19 protein-coding genes are annotated in these 23,965 nt (G+C 33.4%); 2 read left to right on the top strand and 17 right to left on the bottom strand.

What is annotated here, in order from left to right; translation table 11 throughout:
* Positions 1 to 90: 90 nt before the first annotated feature.
* Entirely contained in the window at positions 91 to 4,491 is a 4,401-nt protein-coding gene (locus tag H7350_RS06725) for a translocation/assembly module TamB domain-containing protein (RefSeq protein ID WP_235989285.1), read from the bottom strand.
* A gap of 106 nt (positions 4,492 to 4,597) precedes the next feature.
* Here H7350_RS06725 and tsaD point away from each other — a divergent pair, with 106 nt between their 5' ends.
* On the top strand, positions 4,598 to 5,620 hold the full coding sequence (gene tsaD, locus H7350_RS06730; protein ID WP_204345131.1) for a tRNA (adenosine(37)-N6)-threonylcarbamoyltransferase complex transferase subunit TsaD: 1,023 nt from the start codon (positions 4,598 to 4,600) through the stop codon (positions 5,618 to 5,620).
* A gap of 3 nt (positions 5,621 to 5,623) precedes the next feature.
* Positions 5,624 to 5,950 (top strand): TfoX/Sxy family protein, encoded by a 327-nt coding sequence (locus H7350_RS06735; protein WP_204345132.1) that lies wholly within the window; start codon positions 5,624 to 5,626, stop codon positions 5,948 to 5,950.
* A 2-nt stretch (positions 5,951 to 5,952) separates the two neighbouring features.
* Here H7350_RS06735 and H7350_RS06740 read toward each other — a convergent pair whose 3' ends face one another.
* From H7350_RS06740 to H7350_RS06815, 16 genes are all read right to left on the bottom strand, one after another.
* Positions 5,953 to 6,735, bottom strand: a complete 783-nt coding sequence (locus tag H7350_RS06740; RefSeq protein ID WP_204345133.1) for a tRNA pseudouridine synthase A — start codon at positions 6,733 to 6,735, stop codon at positions 5,953 to 5,955.
* Between the two features lie 129 nt (positions 6,736 to 6,864).
* Complete coding sequence (locus H7350_RS06745; RefSeq protein WP_204345134.1) at positions 6,865 to 8,601, bottom strand: T9SS type A sorting domain-containing protein; 1,737 nt, start codon at positions 8,599 to 8,601, stop codon at positions 6,865 to 6,867.
* A 144-nt stretch (positions 8,602 to 8,745) separates the two neighbouring features.
* A complete protein-coding gene (hisIE, locus tag H7350_RS06750; RefSeq protein WP_204345135.1) occupies positions 8,746 to 9,345 on the bottom strand; it encodes a bifunctional phosphoribosyl-AMP cyclohydrolase/phosphoribosyl-ATP diphosphatase HisIE in 600 nt (199 codons plus the stop codon).
* A gap of 46 nt (positions 9,346 to 9,391) precedes the next feature.
* Positions 9,392 to 10,147, bottom strand: a complete 756-nt coding sequence (hisF, locus tag H7350_RS06755; RefSeq protein ID WP_204345136.1) for an imidazole glycerol phosphate synthase subunit HisF — start codon at positions 10,145 to 10,147, stop codon at positions 9,392 to 9,394.
* A gap of 3 nt (positions 10,148 to 10,150) precedes the next feature.
* Positions 10,151 to 10,867, bottom strand: a complete 717-nt coding sequence (gene hisA / locus H7350_RS06760) for a 1-(5-phosphoribosyl)-5-[(5-phosphoribosylamino)methylideneamino]imidazole-4-carboxamide isomerase (protein ID WP_204345137.1) — start codon at positions 10,865 to 10,867, stop codon at positions 10,151 to 10,153.
* A complete protein-coding gene (hisH, locus tag H7350_RS06765) occupies positions 10,864 to 11,445 on the bottom strand; it encodes an imidazole glycerol phosphate synthase subunit HisH (protein ID WP_204345138.1) in 582 nt (193 codons plus the stop codon). The genes hisA and hisH overlap by 4 nt, the downstream gene beginning before the upstream one ends.
* Positions 11,446 to 12,579, bottom strand: a complete 1,134-nt coding sequence (hisB, locus tag H7350_RS06770) for a bifunctional histidinol-phosphatase/imidazoleglycerol-phosphate dehydratase HisB (RefSeq protein ID WP_204345139.1) — start codon at positions 12,577 to 12,579, stop codon at positions 11,446 to 11,448.
* A 3-nt stretch (positions 12,580 to 12,582) separates the two neighbouring features.
* Entirely contained in the window at positions 12,583 to 13,632 is a 1,050-nt protein-coding gene (gene hisC, locus H7350_RS06775) for a histidinol-phosphate transaminase (RefSeq protein WP_204345140.1), read from the bottom strand.
* A gap of 29 nt (positions 13,633 to 13,661) precedes the next feature.
* Positions 13,662 to 14,945, bottom strand: a complete 1,284-nt coding sequence (gene hisD / locus H7350_RS06780; RefSeq protein WP_204345141.1) for a histidinol dehydrogenase — start codon at positions 14,943 to 14,945, stop codon at positions 13,662 to 13,664.
* Complete coding sequence (hisG, locus tag H7350_RS06785; protein ID WP_204345142.1) at positions 14,945 to 15,802, bottom strand: ATP phosphoribosyltransferase; 858 nt, start codon at positions 15,800 to 15,802, stop codon at positions 14,945 to 14,947. The genes hisD and hisG overlap by 1 nt, the downstream gene beginning before the upstream one ends.
* A 277-nt stretch (positions 15,803 to 16,079) precedes the next feature.
* Positions 16,080 to 16,622: a hypothetical protein gene (locus H7350_RS06790; protein ID WP_204345143.1), complete on the bottom strand. Its 543-nt coding sequence runs from the start codon at positions 16,620 to 16,622 to the stop codon at positions 16,080 to 16,082.
* A gap of 7 nt (positions 16,623 to 16,629) precedes the next feature.
* Complete coding sequence (locus tag H7350_RS06795; RefSeq protein ID WP_204345144.1) at positions 16,630 to 17,442, bottom strand: prohibitin family protein; 813 nt, start codon at positions 17,440 to 17,442, stop codon at positions 16,630 to 16,632.
* 11 nt (positions 17,443 to 17,453) lie between these two features.
* The gene (locus H7350_RS06800; RefSeq protein ID WP_204345145.1) at positions 17,454 to 19,487 is read right to left on the bottom strand and encodes a VWA domain-containing protein; all 2,034 of its coding nucleotides are present in this window, start codon (positions 19,485 to 19,487) and stop codon (positions 17,454 to 17,456) included.
* Between the two features lie 59 nt (positions 19,488 to 19,546).
* A complete protein-coding gene (fabG, locus tag H7350_RS06805) occupies positions 19,547 to 20,293 on the bottom strand; it encodes a 3-oxoacyl-[acyl-carrier-protein] reductase (protein ID WP_204345146.1) in 747 nt (248 codons plus the stop codon).
* Between the two features lie 107 nt (positions 20,294 to 20,400).
* The gene (locus H7350_RS06810) at positions 20,401 to 20,766 is read right to left on the bottom strand and encodes a hypothetical protein (RefSeq protein WP_204345147.1); all 366 of its coding nucleotides are present in this window, start codon (positions 20,764 to 20,766) and stop codon (positions 20,401 to 20,403) included.
* A 140-nt stretch (positions 20,767 to 20,906) separates the two neighbouring features.
* The gene (locus tag H7350_RS06815; RefSeq protein WP_204345148.1) at positions 20,907 to 23,876 is read right to left on the bottom strand and encodes a M16 family metallopeptidase; all 2,970 of its coding nucleotides are present in this window, start codon (positions 23,874 to 23,876) and stop codon (positions 20,907 to 20,909) included.
* Positions 23,877 to 23,965: the final 89 nt, after the last annotated feature.

Below are 23,965 nucleotides of genomic sequence, written 5' to 3' on the forward strand. Positions count from 1 at the left end.
AAAATGGAAATAGGGTTTATTTAACAGGTGTTCAAAAACTCAAACGTTTTCGTTAATAAAAAAAAGAAAAAATGTTAAAAACAGGCGAAATTAATTGCTTTTCGAACCCTTTTTTGATTTGATTTTTATGAAATCTGGAGTTAGATTTTCGTTTTCATCTTCTACTTTTTCTTCCTTTTTTTCCGCTTTCTTTTTATTCTTACCAGAGAAGATGATTTGTACCAATTCTTTAAAGGTGTCAAATTCGACATTATAAGTTAAACCTGCGCCTTGAGTATAACCGATTTCTTCACCAAAGTTTCTAATACTATTTTCTCTGTTGAAGAATGTCGCTTTAAGTGTTCCGTCGTCATTTAAAAGTACATCTATTTGAACATCACCAGCAATTACAGTTTGATTGACACCACCTATAGGCACTCCTACTTTACCGTTAATTAATACGCGATCACTAATTTTTGTACTTAATGTTAAACCTAATCTATCATCGGTTTGGTAATCTGCAGTTTGCGATCCCGCTTCATAGTTAAAATTAACCTGCAGTTTCCCGTCATCGTTGGTTAGAAAACTGTTAAAAAAGGCATTTACACGATCTGAAATAGTACCATATGCTTGTTGTCCCAGACTTGCCTCACTAGCAAACGAACCTGTTGACAATAAAAATAAGGCCTGATTTTCTCTACTTTCTCTGGTTTCTAAACGATATTCTAATTCTGATCGAATATTAGAATCTACATCTGGAAAATTAAAAGTAAAATCTGGATCTGGTTGTTCTAGCTGACCTGTTAGATTAATTTCTACTTCTACGTCAATACTTCTATTAATAGGCGCATCTAGTAAAACCGAAGGATTAGCTCTGGCTTTATATACTGCTGTTAAACCCACCTGCGCTTTTAGTGGATCACCTTCCCAACGGATGGAGCCTCCTGGAACCACAGTGAATTTTTTCTGAACAAGCCCAGCATAAGCGAAGTTATAATTACCTTCAACAATTTGAAAATCTCCAAACATTTGAAATTTTCCGTTGGTATTGATATCAAACAGTAAATTACCATTTCCTTTACCTTGAATGGTGCTTCCTGAATTTTTATCAATTACAATTTCGATATCTGCATACGGATTGACGAACAAATTGAACTCGAGCTCTAGCCCTTTTATTTCAGTATTATTAACTATTTCACCACGTAAACGGGCTTCTTTTTCTTCAGGACTTAAAAACTTAATAAATGAATTATCACCGTAACTTTCTAAGTCACTCAAAGGAATTTTAAAAATAGTCCCTTGAGCTGTACTTCCGTTGAATTCTATTTTTAGTGCGTCTGTTGGTCCGGAAATTTCTGCCTTTCCATCGACAAAAGCTGTTCCATAATAGAGCTCTTCTTCATCATAATCGGTATCTAAAACCAGTAAACGGTCGGTATCAATTTCTAATCCGAGTTTCCAATCTGAAAAATTCTGGTGACCAATAAAACCATTCAAAGTTGCTTTTGAGAAATACTCAGAATCGGTAATCTCAACATTCTGGAATATGAATTTTTGAGATTCTAGTTTCACTTTAGAATCAAAGTCAAAGCTATAATCAATATTCAGATATGGTATGGTTAATCCTGCGTTATCTAAAAGTAAATCACCATTAAATTGCGGATTTTTCAGGTTACCGCTTACCTTAGCATTACCTGTAACCAAACCTCTAATATTAGTTATTACGCCTTCTCCAAAAGGATCTAGAGGATCTAACAAAAACTCTTCAAAGGCAACATCGATATCGATTAAATTTGAATCTACATCTATTACACCCTTGGCATCAAGTGATTTTAAGTTGTCATTTTTAAGAGTTACATCAACATTGTAATTGGTTAAGGAGTTATTACCTGTAATTTGTGCGTTAAGTACACCTAATTCAAAGTCATTAGCTTTTAAATCACTTATTACAACAGTTGAATTTGGTAAATACACGCCATCTTTTTGAAGAATTTTTAACTCTCCATTAACGCGTCCTTCTAACAGCAAACTATCGACTCTAGGTGTGATTTTAGTGAGGTCAACATCGGTAAAATCAAGTTTCAGATTTTTGTAAGTATCACTTTGTATGTCTCCTGAAAGTTCGATACGCTCATCAAAATGATTCATCACCATCTCACTAATGTCAAAGTTTTTAAAGTCTCTGGTAAAGGTGATTTTATTCAGTTTGTTCTTATCTTCATTAATAATCCATTCATTATCTTTAAATAAAACCGAAGACTTTCTAAAACCAACAACCGATTTGTTATTTTCATCGATGGTATAATACATACTCAAATTAAAGTCATCTACGTTATTTTTACCTCCTTTAAATTCAGATTTGATAAAAAGGGTGTCACGTTGTGTTACATTAATAAGGCTGAATTTTGACACATTGTAAAACTTCGTACTCAATGTATCCATTTCAACATAGGTATTAAACAGCGGATTACTATTGTCAATTAATATAGAAATGTCATTTGCAAAATAATCGAGTAGTTTAATTTTTGGCGAATTAAATGTTAAGTTAAACTGTTTTTCATCAGTTTCAATTCGTCCTTTTACAGTTGTGTTTGGTCCTAATTCTAGTTCGTGGTAGAATACTTCTACAATTTTATTATAGATTTTAAAATCAAATTCTATATACTGATCGGTTTCAATTTCATTTGGAATATAGTTGGTATAGATACTACCTACAGAATTTTCGACCAGCCTACCTATATCGGCAAATTTAAAATTACCACTCATTTCACCCTGAATAATATCTGGTGAATTAATGGTTAGTATACGCTTATCATTTTCAAATTTGGACTCTATTTTAAAATCTTTAAAATAGTATTCGTCATTTTCATTGACATAAGTTGTATTTTCAAAATCTAAGGTTCCGAACGCATCATCAATGGTAGCGCCTTTCATCGATGTGGTTACATTCCCTCTAAATACAGAAATACTATCTTTTGTAATAAAATTTAAGGCTCTAAGGTTAGCATATTCAACGTTAGCGCTAAAATCAAAAGCTTTGATCTCTTTAGACAAATCTGCTAGTCCGTTAAATTGAAATTTGAAATTTTTGTCTTTCGATTCGAGGAAACCATTAAAAATCTGATTTCCGAGTTTACCAGAAATATCGACATCTTTATAGTCGTAATCATTATATTCGATATGAAAAACCTCCCCTTTTACCTGAGTACTCAAATTATTAATTGTAAATCCTTTTCCGTCGACATCCAGATTAAAAGATGTTGTTTTAACCTTAGGATCATTAAGTAAGACTCCTAAATCAAACTCATCAAAAACAACATTACCAATATAACTGGCATTATCGATATCATCAACACGAGTCATTTTCATGTCTGATATTATTAAGCCTATATCAGTATTAATATTAATATCTGCGTCAATGGTTGTATCAGTTATAAATGAGGTTCCTGTGATTCTGAAATCGCCAAGTTTTGAAAATACTGTCGGAATAGATTCTCCCAAAATATTTGGTAATAATGCGGTTAGGTCATAATAATTTGACGATAAATTATCGAATCGACCGTTCATTGAAAAATCGCCTTCAGCCTGACTGAATAGATTTTTAAAGTTAATATCGCCATAAATTTTGCTTCTACCACTGGCATTAAGCTGAAGATTTTTTGCATCTAAATTATTGAGAGTTCCTGATAATTCTACATTGAGCTGCGCTTTTTGATTGACTCCAAATTCGTTGTAGAACGTATTTAAATCATTGAGATACACCTCAGAATCTTTAAAATTTGCTGTTACGTTTACCTTATTTTCAAAATCTTTAAAATCTTCTCTATTGTAATCAAAACGCAAATTTCCGTCAAGATGAGAATTTTCAGTTTTAATACTCAGATTATTAAAAATCATGTGTTCAACAGTATACTCAAAATCGGTCACCATATTTTTAACATATGCACCACGACTATCTTTAAAAGCCAGCGTATTTATTCGGGCATTAACATCACTTGCGGCAATGACAAAATTGGTTGCATTGATATTCAGATCGTAAAACTCGAGTACTTTTTCTGTTTCACGATTTTCATCAATTAATCTAAATGTCCCATCATATATAGAGACATCACTTGAAGACAGTAAAAATGTGCTTTTTTCAGGTCTGGGATTATCTTCATCAAATTTGGCTACAAAAATATCGAGATTTGTATCGGTTTCGCCTTTATACGTTTTGACATTAAAAATTAAACCCATGATATCAATATCACCAAAGTTTAAAGTACCATCAATAACATTTCTGTAGTTAAGGATTGAAGTATTTAGTTCATTTATGGCAATTAAGGTGTCTTTTTTATAATCTTCAATGTAAATTTCTTTAAGTTCTACATCGCCATTAAACTGGAGTCCGATTTTTCCAATGTTAATATTAGTCCCAAACTCATCATTAATACGATTAGTTGCATATTTTCCTAAACTTGTTTGAACAGCTGGAATAGATAATACCAACACCAAAATGATGAACAATAGCAAAATAATTGCTAATATTTTTGATACTATTTTTAGGAATTTCTTGATACGCTCTGAAAGTTATAACTTTGACCTCAAAATTAACAATTATTGTGCCTAATTTATATTAATGACTTCACAAAATATATATATTCTTGCTATAGAGTCTTCTTGCGATGATACTGCGGCTTCTGTAATGTGTAACGGCAAAATTTTAAGTAACATTGTTGCCAGTCAGAAAATACACGAAGCTTATGGCGGTGTTGTACCAGAATTAGCGTCTAGAGCACACCAACAAAATATTGTTCCTGTAGTTGATATGGCATTAAAAACTGCTGAAATTTCTAAGACGCAACTCAGTGCCATTGCCTTTACTCGTGGTCCAGGTTTAATGGGATCTTTATTGGTAGGAACTTCTTTCGCAAAATCAATGGCTTACGGGTTAGACATTCCGTTGATTGATGTAAATCATATGCAAGCTCATATTCTGGCACACTTTATTGAAGAAGACGGTTTTAAAAAGCCGCCATTTCCTTTTTTAGCGATGACGATTTCTGGAGGCCACACTCAAATTGTTAAGGTCAATTCGTACTTCGATATGGAAGTGATTGGAGAAACCATTGATGATGCTGTTGGTGAAGCCTTTGATAAAAGTGGGAAATTATTAGGTTTAGGCTATCCTGCCGGACCAGAAATAGACAGAAGAGCTGCATTGGGAAATCCAAAAGCATTTGCCTTTACAAAGCCTAAAGTAGATGGCTTAAATTTTAGTTTTTCGGGATTAAAAACGGCTATATTATATTTTATACAGAAGCAGGTAAAAGCAAATCCTAATTTTATTGAAGAGCATTTGAATGATATTTGCGCCTCAATTCAATATACGATTATTGGAATTTTAATTGATAAATTGAAATTGGCAACGAAGCAAACTGGTATTAAACATATTGCAATTGGTGGTGGTGTATCGGCAAACTCAGGCATTAGGCAAGCTTTAAAAAATGGCGAACAAAAATTTGGTTGGACGACTTATATTCCAAAGTTTGAATATACAACAGATAATGCTGCTATGATTGCTATAGTTGGTCATCTTAAATATTTAGAAGGTGATTATGCCGATCAAAGTATCATGGCTTCTGCGCGATTAAAAATTTAAGTTATGGCATTTGACGAACAGCTCGCAAACAGAATCAGAGAACAACTTCGTTTTTTTTCAGAAGATTTTACTGAAAAGAAAATGTTTGGAGGCCTTTGCTTTTTATACAAAGGTAAAATGACTGTTGGTATTGTTAAAGATGATTTGATGGTTAGAGTCCTCTCAGATGTGATAGCTACTGAATTGGCTAAAGACGCTGTAAGACCTATGGATTTTACCAAACGACTAATGAAAGAGTTCGTCTATGTTTCTCAAAATGGCATTAAAACCGAAGCCGAATTATTGCATTATATTGAATTAGGTTTAGCTCATGCAAAAAGCAAATTATAATGTTATTCAAAAGCAACCGAATTCAAAATCAAACCTGAAGCAGGTGCTATAAAATCCATAACCTCTGTACTTTCAGACTTGAGGGAATTTTCAATATAATTTAAATCTACTTCTCCTCTACCTAATTTTATAAGCGTTCCCATCATGAGGCGAATCTGGTTTCGACCAAAGCCTTTTCCTTTTACGATAAGTGTGTACGTGTTTTTCGGAAAAAAATTTGCGGAATACAATGTGTTTTCTGTAAGGATACAACTATCAATAGTACGCTCATATAATCCTTTATCGGTCGCTCGAAAACAATAAGGCTTGAAGTTGTGAGTCCCTTCAAATAACTGAGCTCCTTTTTTCATTAGTTCTATATCTAAATCATCTAAAATTGTAGTCATTATTGGCGCGCAAAAGGGATGACATTTTTGCCCATAAGTAAACAAATACACATACTCTTTAACTTTTGAGTGCTGAATGATATTAAAATCAGCATCTACTTCCTCAATAGCTAATGCTCTTAAATCCTGAGGCAGGTTAAGATTAAACAATTCTAAAAAGGCGGTTTGATCTTCTATTTTTTCATAGACAAACAATTCAAACGCGGTTTCATTGGCAGAAACCATAGCATCTGTACGACCAGAACCTAAAGTTTTAAATGGTTTTCCGTCAAGAATAAAATTAAGTGTTCTATCAATCATTAAATGAATCGTTTTCAGTTTGGGCTGCTTTTGCCAACCATGAAAACGATATCCTAAATATTGAATCTTTATTAAATAGTAAAAGCGTTTATTAAACATAAAAGCAAGAACGCTATTTTATGAGTTTTTACAAAATTTTCAGAAGCATACTTACTAATATATTTTACAAAATAAGCCGCTACAATCATTGACTATAGCGGCTAAATAAATTAGTTGATTTTATCTTTCTTATTGAATAATCAACTTATGCATTCGTATGTCATTTGCAGCATTACTTAACTCTAACATGTAGATACCAGTACTTAATGCACTTACATTAATATTATTTTGAGTAGTCGCACTATTTAAAGCATTTGAAAGCACCAATTGGCCACTCATATTATACAATTTACCTGTAGTTCCTTGTTGTAATTCACCAGATATAACGATTGTTCTATCTTGAGTATTGTTATAGATACTTAAAATCTCTAAAGTCGATTGCGCAACATGAAGCACATCAGATTCAAACCTCAGAAAAAAGCGACCAGTACCAGATAAATCAGTACTAGGCGTGAATACAAAGTCGTTGGTATTTAACAGTGTAAGTGTATTAGCCACTGTATCTTCTAAGTAAATATCGATAGTATTTGGCATATCTGTTTCCGTAATACTAATAGTAATTTCTTGTCCTTGAGTGGCATTAATACCTAACGGAACAGCAATGTCATACATGGCATCAGGATTAAGTGACTGGATTGCGAAAGCCGTACCTGTGTTATTTTCAACTAAATGTGAATAAATAGAAAATGAAGAAGGTTCGCCATAAAGAGCAGCATCATATCCAGGATCAAAGCCATCAGAAGCATTACTATTAAAGTAAAAATCGGTACTATAACTCGAACTACCAGAACTCATGTTTAATTTTATATGTCCGTGATGAGCCGATAACGTCGTTCTCCCTAAAATAAAATCATCAGATGTTCCGCTACAACGCATCGATGTTGTAAAATCTATTAAACCACCTCCAGGTTTAGCTTTCACAAAAAATGCCTGACCAGGTGCAATGAGTTCGGTTATTGCTGGAGAATCAATTGTTGCTTGATTCCAAACTGTCCAGCCGTCTGATGCATCTCCATCGTAACCATAAATTGCTCGGTGAGAAGCACCATCAAATTGTGATTTGTTTAGGTTAAAAAATGTATCAAATTCAAGATATGACGGATACGGATTACCAATCAAATTCCATGCGTCACCCGAAGCTGCATCAGAAATTGGAATATCTAATACATCATCAGTTCTTACCAGTCCGGAAAAGGTTAGTGTACTACCATCAACTGTTGCCACTCTATAGCCAACACCAGACTCAATTACTGTAGTAGCGTTATTGATTATATCGTAGTTTTGATAAGCTCCAGCTGTTGTATTATAAGGAGCAAAAGCTCTTATTAAGCCAGAAGCAGCTAGGTCACCAATATTAACCAAGGCAAATGCTTCGAATAACTGATTGGAAACCGGAGAGGAAATTAAATCATTAGTTCCTATTTTTGAGGCATACCGATGGTAATTCACGGCTCCAATAATTGTTCCGTCAGCTATTAAACTGGAAAACATTTGAGATGTAGAGTTTAAATCAACAACTGCTGTAGTTAGGGTTACATCAGTATCAACAGTAACTGCAGCTCCAGGATTAACTACTAAGTTATCACAAACTGTATTAGCGGAAATATTTACAGTTCCTGATTCTATAATAATAGTATCAATTGAAGTCGCTATTCCTATTGGATTATCGGAAATCCAACCATCATCATAAGTGTATGTGATTGGTAATAATCGATTTAAGCGTTCATTTTCATCAGATGATGAGTTTAGATGGTTACTCTCTTGGATTGTGTTTTGGATATTGAATCCAAATTTTTCTTGCGCACTTGAAAAATTGTAGAGACACAAAAAAAATAAAAAAACTAAAGTAGGTGTAAAGTTTTTCATAAGATTTGGTTGTTAAATTTGTTAAACTAATTTTTGTCAACACAAACTTATAAAACCACCAAAAAAAACCGTTGAAATCTAATATTATTCGATGAAAAAAAATATTAATCGATAATATGCGAAAATATTCGATGAAAAACAAAGCTACATTACATGACGCTCTTGTAAAATTGACATTACATCATTAAAAATAAAGCCTTTAGCTTGTAAAAGAATTAAATAATGAAATAGTAAATCGGCACTTTCATTCAAAAATAATTCATCATTATTGTCTTTGGCTTCAATGACAACTTCAACTGCCTCCTCTCCTACTTTTTGAGCAATTTTATTGATACCCTTAGCAAATAATGAAGCTACATATGAAGTGTCGTCAGAGGCAGTTTGCTTTCTTTCTGAAATTATATCTTCCAATTTTGACAAAAAACCATAATCCTGACTATTATTTTCATTCCAGCACGTATCTGTCCCTTTATGACAGGTTGGTCCATTTGGGTTCACTTTAATTAATAGTGTGTCGCTATCACAATCAAGTTTTATATCTACTAGCTTTAGATGATTCCCACTTTCCTCACCTTTAGTCCATAAGCGTTGTTTGGTTCTACTAAAAAAAGTTACGAGTTTGGTCTCTACAGTTTTTTGAAGTGCTTCTTCATTCATATAGCCTAACATTAAGACAGTATTAGTAGCGGCATCTTGTATGATAGCAGGAACAAGTCCGTTATTTTTATCGTAATTTATATTCATTATATAATCTTTATTATTTTATTCTTAAAAAGCTTAGTGAAGTGTTCTAGAGCCTCACTTGTATATGCTGTTTTTTTAACTCTCTTTTTAAATTTAAAATTTCTATTTCTCCAAAATGAAATACACTTGCCGCTAAGGCAGCATCAGCTTTTCCTTCTTTAAATGTATCTGCGAAATGCTGTATAGTTCCTGCTCCTCCAGAAGCAATAACTGGTATGTTTACCAGTTTTGATAATTTTGCCAATGCAGCATTAGCAAAACCAGATTTGGTACCATCATTATTCATTGAAGTAAATAGAATTTCTCCAGCACCACGTTGCTCAACGTCTTTAGCCCAATCAAATAAATTAAGCGTTGTAGGTTGAGTTCCTCCTGCTAAATGTACTATCCATTCATTATCAATTTGTTTAGCATCAATAGCAACAACCACACATTGACTCCCAAATTTATTTGCTAATTCATTGATTAATTCTGGGCGTTTCACTGCACTCGAATTAATTGAAACTTTATCTGCACCACAATGCAATAAATCATCAACATCTTTTATGGATGAAATACCTCCTCCAACAGTAAATGGAATATTAACATGCTCAGCCACTTTTAAAACCATTTCGTGCATCGTTTTACGACCTTCAAGCGTAGCTGAAATATCCAGAAACACCAGTTCATCTGCTCCTAGTTTTGCATATTGTTTTGCCAATTCTACAGGATCACCAGCATCTCTTAAGTCTACAAAATTGACACCTTTAACGGTTCTTCCGTTTTTGATATCCAGGCAAGGTATAATTCGTTTTGTTAACATAGTTTAAATATGTGCTTCTAAATCTCGTAATCTAATATGTCCTTCATAAAGTGCTTTACCTATAATTGCTCCTTCACAACCTAAATCTTCTAATGTGTTTAAATCTTTGATAGACGTCACACCACCAGATGCTATTAATTTAATATGTTTTGACGTACTGATAATGCGCTTGTACAAATCAAATGAAGGTCCTTCAAGCATTCCATCTTTAGCAATATCAGTACAGACCACATACGTTACACCTTTGGATTCATAGGATTTGATAAAAGGCAAAACGTCAATATTACTTTCTTCCTGCCATCCACTGACAGCAATTTTTTCATTATTACAATCTGCACCAAGAATAATTTTAGTTCCACCATATTTATTAATCCAGCCTTCAAAAACTTTTGGATTTTTAACAGCAATACTTCCACCAGTAATTTGCTTGGCTCCAGAATTGAAAGCGATATGCAAATCTTCATCTGCTTTTAAGCCGCCTCCAAAATCGATTTTTAAATTTGTTTTAGAACTGATTTGCTCTAAAACTTTATAATTTACAATATGATTAGCTTTTGCACCATCCAGATCTACTAAATGCAAATATTGAATTCCAGCACCTTCAAAGGCTTTTGCAACTTCAATTGGGTTCTCATTATATACTTTTTTAGTACTGTAATCTCCTTTTGTAAGGCGAACACATTTTCCATCTATAATATCTATTGCTGGTATAATTCTCATAAGTCTAGAAAGTTTTTTAATAGTTGTTCTCCTGCCACACTACTTTTTTCAGGGTGAAATTGAACCCCATAAAAATTGTTTTTTTGTAATGCTGAAGCATAGTCTTCATCATAGTTTGTCGTTGAAATTTGAGCTGCACATTCTTCTACATAGAAACTATGCACAAGGTACATGAATTCGCCTTCATTAATGTTTTTAAATAGCTTAGATTTTAACGCTTTTATTGTATTCCAACCCATTTGCGGAACTTTTACACGCTTATTAAAACGTTTAACGTTTGCATTAAAAATTCCAAGTCCTTTAGTATTACCTTCCTCAGAATAATTACACATAAGTTGCATACCTAGGCAAATTCCTAACACAGGTTGTGTTAATTTAGGAATAAGTTTATCTAATCCGCTTTGTCTAAGCATGAACATAGCTGAACTCGCTTCACCAACTCCTGGAAAAATAACTTTATCTGCAGCTTTTATAACATCTGCATTATTAGAGAGTTGAGCATCAACACCTAAACGTTTAAAGGCAAACTGTATACTCTTTATGTTTCCAGCGCCATAATCTATAATTACAACCTTCATTTATAACATCCCTTTAGTTGATGGTAAAATCATTTTCTCTACATCACGCTTAACAGCCATTTTAATAGCCTTAGCAAAGGCTTTGAAGATGGCTTCTATTTTATGATGTTCATTGGTACCTTCTGCTTTTATATTCAAATTACATTTGGCGCCATCGGTAAAAGATTTAAAAAAATGAAAAAACATTTCAGTAGGCATTTTGCCAATCATTTCACGTTTGAAATCGGCTTCCCAAACGAGCCAGTTTCGTCCACCAAAATCAATGGCAGCCTGCGCAAAGCAGTCATCCATAGGTAAAGAAAATCCGTATCGCTCAATACCTAATTTGTCTCCTAAAGTCGTTGCAAACACCTCACCTAGAGCTATCGCTGTATCTTCAATAGTATGGTGTTCATCGACTTCTAAATCGCCATCAACATCAATCATTAAATCCAATTGTCCGTGACGTGCAATTTGGTCCAGCATATGATCAAAAAAGGCAATTCCTGTATGAATGCTGCTTTGACCAGTTCCATCAAGATTTAAATCGATTCTAATTTTTGTTTCGTTAGTATCACGCGTTATACTTCCGGTTCGAGCATCTGTTTTTAGAAAGGTATAGATGGCTTCCCAATCATTACTTTCTAAAGCAATAAACCCATTTAGAGCCTCTCGTTCTACTGTAATTTCATCGGTTCCTAAGTTTGTATGATCATTTATAAAAATTCCTTTTGAACCCAAGTTTTTAGCAAGTTCAATATCTGTTAACCGATCTCCAATCACAAAAGAATTTTCCAGATCATATTCCGAAGAAAAGTATTTCGTCAGTAAACCCGTGTTTGGTTTTCGGGTTGGAGCGTTATCCTTAGCAAAAGTTCTGTCTATAAATTGTTCCTTAAAAACGACACCTTCAGCTTCAAAGGTTTTTAGAATGAAATTATGCACAGGCCAAAACGTATGTTCTGGATATACTGCGGTTCCTAAACCATCCTGATTGGTAATCATGACGATTTCAAAATCGAGTTCGCTAGCGATTTTACTTAAATACTGAAAGACTTTCGGATAGAATTCCAATTTATCAAATGAATCAATTTGCTCGTCTGCTGGTTCTTTGATGAGTGTACCGTCTCTATCTATAAATAATACTCTTTTCATAGCTTATTTTAGTGATTTTAATGCTGTAATTAATTTGATGTTTTCCATTTGCGAACCGACAGTAAATCGCAAGCAATTTTCACATAAAGGTTGATTAGTTCTGTTTCTTACGACAATACCTTTACTTACCAGTTCAGAATATCGAGCTGTGGCATTATCAACGCTAACCAAAATAAAATTAGCATCAGAATCGTAAACTGTGTTTATACAGCTTATGTATTTTAGCTCTGTCATTAACCAGTCGCGTTGCTCTAATATACGTCTTACATCTTCGATAACCAGGTGAGGTTTTGTTAAGTATTCTAAAGCCTTTATCTGTGTTAATTCGTTAATATTATAAGGTGGCTTAATGCGATTTAGAATCGAAATTATTGCCTTTGACGCATAGCAAACTCCCAGTCGAATTCCTGCCATGCCATAAGCTTTAGATAAGGTTTGTGTTACAATTAAATTAGGAAATTCGTCTAAGCGCTGTATCCAGCTTTCTGCTTTTGAAAAATCGATATAGGCTTCATCTATTACCACTATACCTTCAAATTCATTAAGCAATAGTTCGATTTGTTTCGTATCAAAACTGTTTGCCGTTGGATTATTAGGAGAACAGAGAAACAGTAATTTAGTAGCCTTAGACGATGCTTTGAGAATCTTATCTACTTGTGGTTGAAAATTTGAACTCAAAGGAATTTTTATAACTTCCACAGCATTGACATTAGCCAATACTTCATACATACCATATGTTGGAGGCAATGTGATAACACTATCTTGATTAGGTTCGCAAAATGCTCTAATAATTAAATCTAAAACTTCATCACTTCCATTACCTAGAAGTATGTTGTCTACTGAGATAGATTTCAGTTTGGACAGTTGCGTTTTTACCTGATTTTGCTGAGGATCTGGATATCGATTGACACCATTATTAAATGGATTCTCATTAGCATCAAGAAATACCATACTACCAGAAACTTCTTTATATTCATCTCTTGCTGAAGAATATGGGTTTAGGTTTTTGATATTGTCACGAATGAGGTTGTTTAAATTAAATTTTTGCTTCATTATCATTGTACTGAATTTAATATAGCGTCTTATTTTAAATCGTTTAGTCGCAATGTTACTGCATTTTTATGAGCTTGAAGTCCTTCAGCTTCTGCCATAAATTCTATGGTATTACCAATGTTTAATAGCCCTTCTTTTGATATTTTCTGAAATGTGATGCTCTTGGTAAAGCTATCTAAATTGACTCCAGAGTACGATTTACTATAACCATTTGTTGGCAACGTATGATTTGTACCAGAGGCATAATCACCTGCACTTTCTGGTGTGTAGTTTCCTATGAATACGGAGCCAGCATTTACGATATAGTCAATGTAAAAATCTTCATTTTCTGTACAAATGATAAAATGTTCAGGAGCATACTCATTAATCATTTCCATCGCAATTGTATCAGTTTCCACATAAATAAGTTTCGAATTATCTATAGCTTTCTCAGCCATGTCTTTACGAGGCAATACTGCTAATTGTTGTTTCACCTCATTAGCAACTTGGGTAATAAGTTGTTGAGACGTTGATATTAATATCACCTGACTATCGGCTCCATGCTCAGCCTGACTCAATAAATCTGAGGCTACATAACTTGCGTTTGCCGAATCATCAGCTACGACTAGAAGCTCACTTGGACCAGCAGGCATATCGATGGCAACACCATATTTGGTAGCCAATTGCTTAGCTACAGTAACATACTGATTTCCTGGCCCGAAAATTTTATATACCTGCGGAATGACTTTAGTTCCAAAGGTCATTCCTGCAATAGCCTGTATACCTCCAACTTTAATGATTTTTGTTACACCACATAATTGAGCGGCATATAAAATTTCATTAGCAATTAGACCCTCTTTATTTGGTGGAGAACACATTACAATGTCTTTACAACCTGCAATCTGAGCTGGAATAGCCAACATTAAAACAGTTGAAAACAATGGTGCAGTGCCTCCAGGAATATATAAGCCAACCTTTTCGATTGCTCGTTTTTCCTGCCAGCATTCTATACCAGGAAAGGTTTGAACTGTAACACGCTTGGTTTCCTGAGCCTGGTGAAACGCTTCAATGTTTGTTTTAGCAGTTTGAATTGCTTTCTTTAGTGCTTCTGGAACCTGCAGTGAAGCTTCACTTATCTCTTTTTCACTAACAACTGTTGCATCTAATGTAACACCATCAAACAATTCAGTGTATTTAGAAATGGCTTTATCTCCACGTCTTTGTATGTCATTGAATATTTGATTAACAGTATTTTCAATATTTTCAACAGTTTGAGTTGGTCGTTTTAATATAGCAGACCAATCTGTTTTTTTAGGGTTTAAAATCGTTTTCATTACAGTACCATGTTTTCAATTGGACATACTAAAATTCCTTCGGCTCCATTACTTTTGAGTTCATCAATCACTTCCCAGAATTCATTTTTATTAATCACCGAATGCAATGAACTCCAACCCTCTTTTGCCAAAGGCAGAATTGTCGGACTGTTCATTCCTGGTAAAATATTTATGATAGCTTCTAACTTTTCGTCTGGAGCATTAAGTAATACATACTTACTTTGTCGGCCTCGTAAAACCGATTTCAAACGAAACTGAAGTTTATCTAATATGTTTTGATTTTCTGAAGATATTTTTGGTGATACAGCTAGAACGGCTTCAGACTTTAACAACACATCAACTTCTTTTAATCCGTTTTTAAACAATGTACTACCGCTGGAAACAATATCTACAATGGCATCAGCTAATCCGATATTAGGCGCAATTTCAACCGATCCATTAATGATGTGCAAATTGGCATTGACCTTATTCTGCTTAAGAAATTGATTAACCGTATTTGGATACGATGTGGCTATGCGCTTGCCTTCCAAATCCTGAATGGATGTATATGTTTTTGATTTTGGAATAGCAACAGATACTTTGCACGTTGAAAATCCTAATTTTTCGATACTAGAAATTCCATTGCCTTTTTCAACCAGAACATTCTCTCCTATGATAGCTGCATCTACAACTCCATCTTTTAAATATTGTGGAATATCGCCATTCCGAAGGTAAAATACTTCGAGTGGAAAATTTTTAGCCGAGGCTTTAAGCTGATCTTTTCCGTTATCAATTGAAATTCCTACATCTTTAAGAATCCGCATGGAATCATCGTGAAGTCTTCCCGATTTTTGTACTGCAATTTTTAATTTACTCATAATTACTTTTTTATTTTTTTTAGCTTGAGCAAATCATTTAAGGAACTTGTTAAACAACAAAAAACCGTTTGATTTACTCAAACGGTTTTTTAAATATCTTGATTTCATTCAATACATTTTCAGCTCGCTTGAGTGCCAGTATGAAAATGATGATGATGTGATTGAATAAAATACATTAGTTGTTATGTTTAAACAAAGATTGCAAATTAAAATTAACAAAACCTAATCTTAGAAGAAGATTTATGATATTATTAATATTTAAAGCTCAAATTGCAAATTACTCATATTTTGGACAAGTAGTCCACGGATAGGCACATTGATCTTTAAAACGCAACCAACCTTCAATTCGTTTTTTACCAACTTTAAATTTCACTTTCGACCATAAATCATTAATTTCTATAATGTTCACAATTTGAAAATTATCCATTTTATGAATTCGGTTAGAATTTAATGATGGTAAATCATATATATACACCTGATGATTGTCATCATAATTATCGACATGCACTAAAAAGTTAGTACTTTTCACCCAATGATCATCATAAGGGAAATTTTTATACGAACTCGGTAATCTTTGGATGTTACGCATTTTAAACCAACCAAATTCACTTTCAGTAATAGCAATCTTATACCATGAATTCTTGTCGGCAATGTTATACAACGTATCTACAACATTTCCACCCATATCATCATAAATCAATATAGGTTCTGGAGTTTGTTTGTTGTAATAAGCCTCTACAAAATTTCTATAGAAAGATTGATTGTCCTTTTGAGCAAACCCAAAAACAGATATTAGTAAACATAAAATACAAGCTCTCACTATAAGTTTACTGATTACCTAATATGATTGGCATTCCTGAATCTCCAGATCCAATAACAATGACTTTACTGTTTTGAGACTCAGACAATTTGATTGTAGCATCAATGCCTTTATCCTGAAGTATTTTATCTGTAAGTGAAGCACTTAAAATTTTATTCGCATCGGCTTTACCTTGCGCTTCAATTCTAACTTTTTGAGCTTCTTTTTCAGCGGTAACAAGTCTGAATTCATACTCTAACGATTCTTGCTCTTGCTTTAATTTACGCTCAATAGCTTCTTTAATTGTTGGAGGCAACGTCACATCACGAATTAAAATATTGTTTAACTGAATGTATTGTGGCTCGACAATTTTTTTGGTTTCCTCAAAAATTTCATCTTGAATAGCATCACGTTTACTTGAGTATAGTTGCTCTGGAGTATAACGTCCAACAACACTACGTGCAGCACTTCTAATAGCTGGCTGTAAAACTCTACTAATATATTCTTTACCTTTTTCTTTATGTAAACGACTTAAGTTTTTGTAATCGGGTTGATAAAGTACTGAAGCATCTAGCTTGATATCCAAACCATTTGAGGATAATACCGACATTTTCTCAGGCAATTCCTGTTGTCTTACCTCATAATCGATAACACTGTTCCATGGTGCGACAAAATTTATACCTTCTCCAAGTGGTTCACTCTCAGGATCAACTCCTCCTCCTAATTGATAAAGTACACCAGCGTGCCCTGAATCTATAGTCACAACCGATTTAAATAATAATATTAATGCAGCAACAATAACGATGATAGTTAGAACACCGCCTTTTGGTAATTTTTCCATAGTTTAAATTTTTAAATTAGTCCGTTATATTTTCTAATAAACCACTCACAAGCTAGACTAAGCGCAATGAGTGCAAGAAGATATTTCCAATCTATCAAAGGTACGACTTTTTTAGTGCTTTTTTGAACCGTTGCAAACCTTGAGTCATTAAGTAAATCATTTGCAATTTCAGAAGCATTTGTGATAAAATAAGACGATCCTTGACTTGTAGATGCTAAGTTTTGAAGTTTAGTGACGTTAGCATTTAAGAATTGTTGCTCTACGTTATAATCTAGTATTTTGAGCTCACCAGATTTTGAAATATTTTCGGAGTTAACTTTAACTGTAAAACTATAATCTCCTGCCTCTAAACCACTTAAATCTACTTCATAGTTTGTGTTTTTCAGAACAAAAGGAAATGATTTGACAGCCTCTGTCGCTTTATTTTTTAATGTAATATTTAGCGTAGCATTATCATCAAACTCATAATTTTTATTAAAAAACTGCGCAGTGATTTTTACATTATCATTACCATTATAGAACGATTCGTAATTTACATTGAGTCGCGCCCTACGTTTATTAGTACTTAAGTATTGTACCAGTTTTCCCATAAAATTATCAAACATATTGAATGAATTTTCATTCATATATGCTTGTGCTCTCCATCTCCAAATGCCTTCACCCAATAGTAATGCTTCACGTTTATCATTGATTTCAAATGTAGCCAGCAATGGCTCGTCAATTTGATTTCCGTTAATAGTTTTATAAAGAATGGTTTGGTAAGGAACCGTAAATGATGTGCTACCAAACTCTGCTTTTAAAGGCGGAAATTCTCCAAAGTTTAAATTATCAACAATAAAAGTAGCATAGTTTTGATTTAGGGTTGGCTGAAATTCTTCCACCTGATTGGTAAGTTCCTGCTTAAAATTACTTTGCAACTGATTTAATAATGACCAGTTTGTCTTTGTTCCGGCAATGATAATTTTATTCAACTTCAGCTTATCTATTTCACTGAATAATGCTCTAAAATTATTTGTTGGTTGATACACAATTACCAATTGAAAGTCATTAGACTTATTTAAAAATTCTACTGTAGATAAAATTTCCGCACTTCGTTGTTCATTACTTTCAATCGATTTTTTCAACGCTCCTAAATCAGGATGCAAAATATCTGAAACAATAGCGACACTGGTTTTCTGATCAATAACTTCTACAGCAAAGTTTTTAATGTTATTCACCTTGTTTTTTTCATTATCTAAAGGAACAATCTCTGCGCGATAACTCGTAACACCTACTCTATTTGCCGGCAATGTTATATTGACAATTTGTGATGTTTGTGACTTACTAAAAGTGACTGGCTTAGAAAACAGAATCGCATTACCAGCAGTAATTTTTAATTGTGTATTAACTGTTGCGTTTCCGTTATAAGTCGCAATAACTTCAATAGGAAATTTGTTTTTTAAATACGCGTAGCGATTGACATTCAATTGCTGAATTTTCACATCCGTATAGGTTGTTGTGTCACCCAAAATCACAGGAAACACAGGTTGCTTGTAACGTTTTGTCAGATAGGTATAATCATTTCCATAGGTTTGATTCCCATCGGAAATGAGCACTGTAGGAGAAATTGAATTATTATATACTTCTGATAAACGTTCAAACACCAAAGCCAGGTTGGATTGTGTTTCATCAAATGACAACGAATCTACTGAATTGAGCTCTTTTCCGAAGCTATAAAACTCTAAATTAAAATTATCATTCAGAGCTTCATTAGCTTTTAATGCTGTAATGAAATCAGTAGTACTTTCAGTTTGATTAAGATAACGAATGGACTCTGAATTATCTATAGCAACGACTAAATTTGGCTTTTCATTGTAATATGTAACCGTATTAAATTTCGGATTGATAAGCAACACAAAAACAGCAAATAGTGAAATAAATCGCAACAGCATGAGCAGCCAGGACCGGTTTCCACTTAATTTAGACTTATAAGCATACTGAAAAAGCGCTAGTAATAGCGCTAAAATTCCAGATATGATCATGTATATTATTGTTTCTGTTTGCATGTAATAGCTTTCGAACAGCATTTAAACTATTGTCTAAACTCTGTGAAATCAAATTCGAATTAGGTCAACATTCCACCATCGACGTTTAAGGTTTGTCCTGTGACATAAGCACTCATATCACTTGCTAAAAACACACAAGCATTTGCTATATCTTCTGGTGTACCACCACGTTTTAAAGGAATAGCACTTCTCCAACCTTTTACGGTTTCTTCATCCAGCTTTGCTGTCATTTCGGTTTCTATAAACCCTGGAGCAATGACGTTACTTCTTATATTTCTTGATCCTAACTCTAAAGCTACAGATTTTGAAAACCCGATAATTCCTGCTTTAGACGCCGCATAATTTGTTTGTCCAGCATTTCCTTTTACGCCAACTACTGAACTCATATTAATTATAGACCCTTTACGTTGTTTTAGCATGGTACGCTGAACCGCTTTGGTCATATTAAATACTGACTTTAAATTCACTTCAATAACCTTATCGAAATCATCTTCACCCATACGCATTAAAAGGTTGTCTTTTGTAATACCTGCATTATTAACTAAGATATCGATGCTTCCAAATTCGGCTAAGACATCTTCTGCAAGTTGTTGAGCGTCTTCAAAATTCGCTGCATTACTTTGGTAACCTTTAGCTTTAATACCCTGACTGTTTAATTCTTTTTCTAACTCATTTGCTGCCTCTACAGAAGAGCTGTATGTAAATGCAACATTAGCTCCATGTTGAGCAAAAACTTCGGCAATACCTTTACCTATACCTCGACTTGCACCTGTTATGATTGCTGTTTTTCCTTCTAATAATTTCATTTTTTACTATTTAATAGTTGGTATTCAAATATAGCAATTACAAGTTGCACAACATATAAAAACCTCACAAATTCTTGTGAGGTTTTTAACATATATGTGTAGATATTTTACCGTTTATCTACTACTGATAGCGGCTGAATTTTTGCTTTAATTTTTTTGTATAAGTTGAGTTGTGGTCTCGTGAGAATGTCATTCATTTCTCGAGTTTCTACTTCTTGCATTGTAAACAACAAGTCTAACTTTTCTTTTCCCTTATATTTTGTTTCAATAGTTTCTCTTCTAATTAAAAATTCTTCTACCTTTTTCTGAAATAACACAAACTGTTTTGATGTTAATGCCAGTTCATTATTGTATTGCTGTGTGATTTGAGTTGCCTGATCTTCTAATTCGTCAGTGTCATTTTGCAACATCGGGTCTTGAGCAAATCCAATGATAGGAAGAACAATTATGAATAATGTTATTAAGTATTTCATTGTATAAATAGTTTTGATTACAAGTATAATTAACCAAAATCTATTGATATCGCTTTGCTCTTTTTCATCAAATTTTATCTCAAATAATAAAGGCAGCTAAAAATTAGCTGCCTTTATATTTAAATGCGTTTTAGCTGAAACTACATTTTAATTTCTTCAGGTTGTTCATAGTTAAATAAATAATCGATATCCATTTCCTGAACTTTCCCTAATTTACTTAGAGCATTAAAATCGATATCTTTCTTATTACCAATTACCATAACATTATAGTTTTCCCCTTTAATGTTTTCATTAAAGAAACCACGAAGATCATCCATAGTCATGTTTTTGATGGTATTATATATCTCTTCTCGATTATCATTATCGATACCTAACTTTTTAAGTCGCTCATAATTCCAAAATACATCTGATTTAGTGATTCGTTGCGCTGCAAGTTTTTTTAATGTCGATTCTTTAGCAGCATTAAATTGCTCTTCAGCTTCAGGCATATTTGTCATTAAATCCATCATTGCATCAACAGCCTGAGGCATTTTATTAGCTTGCGTACCAATATAAGCCATGACGTAATTAGAATCATCTTGTTTGCTAGCATTACTATAGTTTGAGAATGCAGAGTAAGCCAAAGATTTAGATTCTCTAATTTCCTGAAAAACGATTGAAGACAATCCGCTTCCGAAGTAGGTATTAAACAAAGTAGAAGCCGCCATGTTTTCAGCTTTAAAAGGATCGCCTTTAGCTAAAAACAGCATTTCAGATTGCACCATATCGAAATCTACAAAGTACACATTGCCTCCAGTTTCTTTTTCAAGATAAGCCATTGCTTCTGGGTATTTGTTAAGCTCATCAGCAACTACATGACTTGTGTTTAAAGCAGCTACAGCAGCATCGACATCTTTTCCGTAGTAAAAAATTCGCTGCTCATAGTTTTTCATGTCTTTAACAATCTCAACCAATTCGGCAGGATCCATAGCTTGCAATTCACTGACTTTAAAAATGTTTCTCAAACGTGAATTTTCGCCGTACTTTCCATAACTCATTAAACCACTCCATAGGATACTTCCTTTTTGAGTTTTGTTATCTTTTCGTCCTTTAGCTATAGATTCGACATATTTATCATAAGCCTCTTTGTCAGGTACTGCATTATTCCATAGATGCTCTAATAATTCTAAACCTTTAGGTAAGTTTTCTTTTATTCCGCTTAAACCAACATAAGTTGTTTCTGCTCCAGCACTAACGTAATAATTGACTCCTAATTTATAGAATTCTTTTTTCAATTCTTCAGCAGAATACTTATCTGTTCCTAGGTATTCCATATATCCAGCAGCGAGTCCGAGTTTTTTATCATTATCACTTCCCATATCAAAAATGATATTCATGTTGAATAAATCATTTTGTTCATTTTTAATATAAGACACATTGATACCATTATCAGTTTTAGTCTCTTTAATTGCCTCTTTATAGTCGATAAACTTTGGCTCTAAAGGTTTTGACTCTATAGCATTGAAATTGGTTAAAAAGGCAGAACTTTTTTCTCTATTTAGGTTGACAGGAGTAATTCCTGGATTTTCAACTTTTACAATTGAATCATCTTCACCTTGACGTTTGTAGGTTACAACATAATTGTCTTTATAAAAATTGGTTGCAAAATCAACGATTTCTTGTTTCGTTATTGTTCTTAAATCATCTAAAAATTCAACTCTACCTTTCCAGTCTAAATGTTTGATAAACGCATTGACATACATATCTGCTAAGGCTGAATTATTTTCATAACGCTGAGTTTCACTTAATTTTAAGTCATTAATAACAGCATCAAGCATCCATTCGTCAAATTCTCCATTTTTAAGTTTTTCAATTTCACCAAGTAATAATAATTTCACTTCATCAAGTGTTTGCCCTTCTTTAGGTGTTCCTGTAAAAGTGTGGTAACCATATTCTTTTAAGAATGTTGGAGAACAGCTCGCATTTTGAACTAATTGCTGCTGATTTAAGTTTAAATCTATAAGTCCGGCAGTACCATTAGCTAAAAGCATATCACACATAGTGACTAACTTTTCTTCTTTTGTTCCAGAAGCATCAGTTCTAAAAGCAATTGAAATATTTTCAGCAGTTGGACCAAAAACTTCTTTAATTACTGGTGATGTAATAGGTTCTTCTTTAGGTAGTATTGGGTGAACAACTTCTTTTCTTTCAAACTTTCCGAAGGCGTCATTCACCCCTTTTATCGTTTTCTCAAAATCGATATCACCAACTAATACCATAGCCATATTATTTGGCACGTAGTATTTATCAAAATAGTTGTGAATATCAACCATTGAAGGATTTTTTAAATGGTCTCCTATTCCTATAGTCGTTTGTTGTCCGTAAGGATGATTAGGAAACAGACCATCTAACATTGCTGCATAACGCTTTCTATAATCGTTATCCTGACCTCTATTAAATTCTTCAAATACAGCTTCTAACTCTGTATGAAACAAGCGTAATACTAACTGGCTAAATCGCTCGCTTTCTACTTTTAACCATTTCTCTAATTCGTTTGCAGGTATTTTATTGACATAAACAGTTTGCTCGAACCACGTATAAGCATTAGTTCCTGTTGCACCCAAAGAAGCAACCATTTTATCGTACTCATTTGCGATACTGTGATTTGATGCTTCTAATGAGATTTCATCAATCTTTTTATATAGTTCTTTTTTCTTTTCTGGATCAGATTCAGCTCTGTGTTGTTCATATAGGTCAGAGATTTGATCTAAATACGCTTTTTCTTTTTCCCAATCTGCTGTACCGATTTCATCGGTACCTTTGAAAACCATGTGCTCTAAATAGTGTGCTAATCCTGTAGATTCTTTTGGATCATAATTAGAACCTGCTCTTACAGCAATAAACGTTTGAATTTTAGGTTCATCAATATTTTTACTTAAATACACTTTTAAACCGTTATCTAGCGTGTATAAGCGTAAACCTGTTGGGTCATTTGCAACAGATTCGAAAGCAAATCCATTACTGTCTGTTTTAGATTCGACAGCATAGGCCAAATCACTTTTGTTATCTGTTTTACAATTGTAAGCTAATGCAATTACAAACAGCATAACACATAGTTTGATGTTTTTCATGTGATAATAATTGTTAATTTTAATTGAGTTAGTTAAAAAAAATTCCGTTGACTAAGTTACAGTCAACGGAATTATAACGAATGTGTTTT

Source organism: Psychroserpens algicola, from assembly GCF_014526325.1.
In the GTDB taxonomy this organism is placed as follows: domain Bacteria; phylum Bacteroidota; class Bacteroidia; order Flavobacteriales; family Flavobacteriaceae; genus Psychroserpens; species Psychroserpens algicola.

Coding starts and splice junctions, on each gene's coding strand:
- H7350_RS06745 (WP_204345134.1), bottom strand. CDS start 8,601: ATGAAAAACTTTACACCTACTTTAGTTTTTTTATTTTTTTTGTGTCTC.
- hisF (WP_204345136.1), bottom strand. CDS start 10,147: ATGTTAACAAAACGAATTATACCTTGCCTGGATATCAAAAACGGAAGA.
- hisC (WP_204345140.1), bottom strand. CDS start 13,632: ATGAAGCAAAAATTTAATTTAAACAACCTCATTCGTGACAATATCAAA.
- hisA (WP_204345137.1), bottom strand. CDS start 10,867: ATGAGAATTATACCAGCAATAGATATTATAGATGGAAAATGTGTTCGC.
- H7350_RS06740 (WP_204345133.1), bottom strand. CDS start 6,735: ATGTTTAATAAACGCTTTTACTATTTAATAAAGATTCAATATTTAGGA.
- H7350_RS06795 (WP_204345144.1), bottom strand. CDS start 17,442: ATGGAAAAATTACCAAAAGGCGGTGTTCTAACTATCATCGTTATTGTT.
- H7350_RS06735 (WP_204345132.1), top strand. CDS start 5,624: ATGGCATTTGACGAACAGCTCGCAAACAGAATCAGAGAACAACTTCGT.
- hisD (WP_204345141.1), bottom strand. CDS start 14,945: ATGAAAACGATTTTAAACCCTAAAAAAACAGATTGGTCTGCTATATTA.
- hisIE (WP_204345135.1), bottom strand. CDS start 9,345: ATGAATATAAATTACGATAAAAATAACGGACTTGTTCCTGCTATCATA.
- H7350_RS06815 (WP_204345148.1), bottom strand. CDS start 23,876: ATGAAAAACATCAAACTATGTGTTATGCTGTTTGTAATTGCATTAGCT.
- hisB (WP_204345139.1), bottom strand. CDS start 12,579: ATGAAAAGAGTATTATTTATAGATAGAGACGGTACACTCATCAAAGAA.
- H7350_RS06810 (WP_204345147.1), bottom strand. CDS start 20,766: ATGAAATACTTAATAACATTATTCATAATTGTTCTTCCTATCATTGGA.
- hisH (WP_204345138.1), bottom strand. CDS start 11,445: ATGAAGGTTGTAATTATAGATTATGGCGCTGGAAACATAAAGAGTATA.
- tsaD (WP_204345131.1), top strand. CDS start 4,598: ATGACTTCACAAAATATATATATTCTTGCTATAGAGTCTTCTTGCGAT.
- H7350_RS06800 (WP_204345145.1), bottom strand. CDS start 19,487: ATGCAAACAGAAACAATAATATACATGATCATATCTGGAATTTTAGCG.
- hisG (WP_204345142.1), bottom strand. CDS start 15,802: ATGAGTAAATTAAAAATTGCAGTACAAAAATCGGGAAGACTTCACGAT.
- fabG (WP_204345146.1), bottom strand. CDS start 20,293: ATGAAATTATTAGAAGGAAAAACAGCAATCATAACAGGTGCAAGTCGA.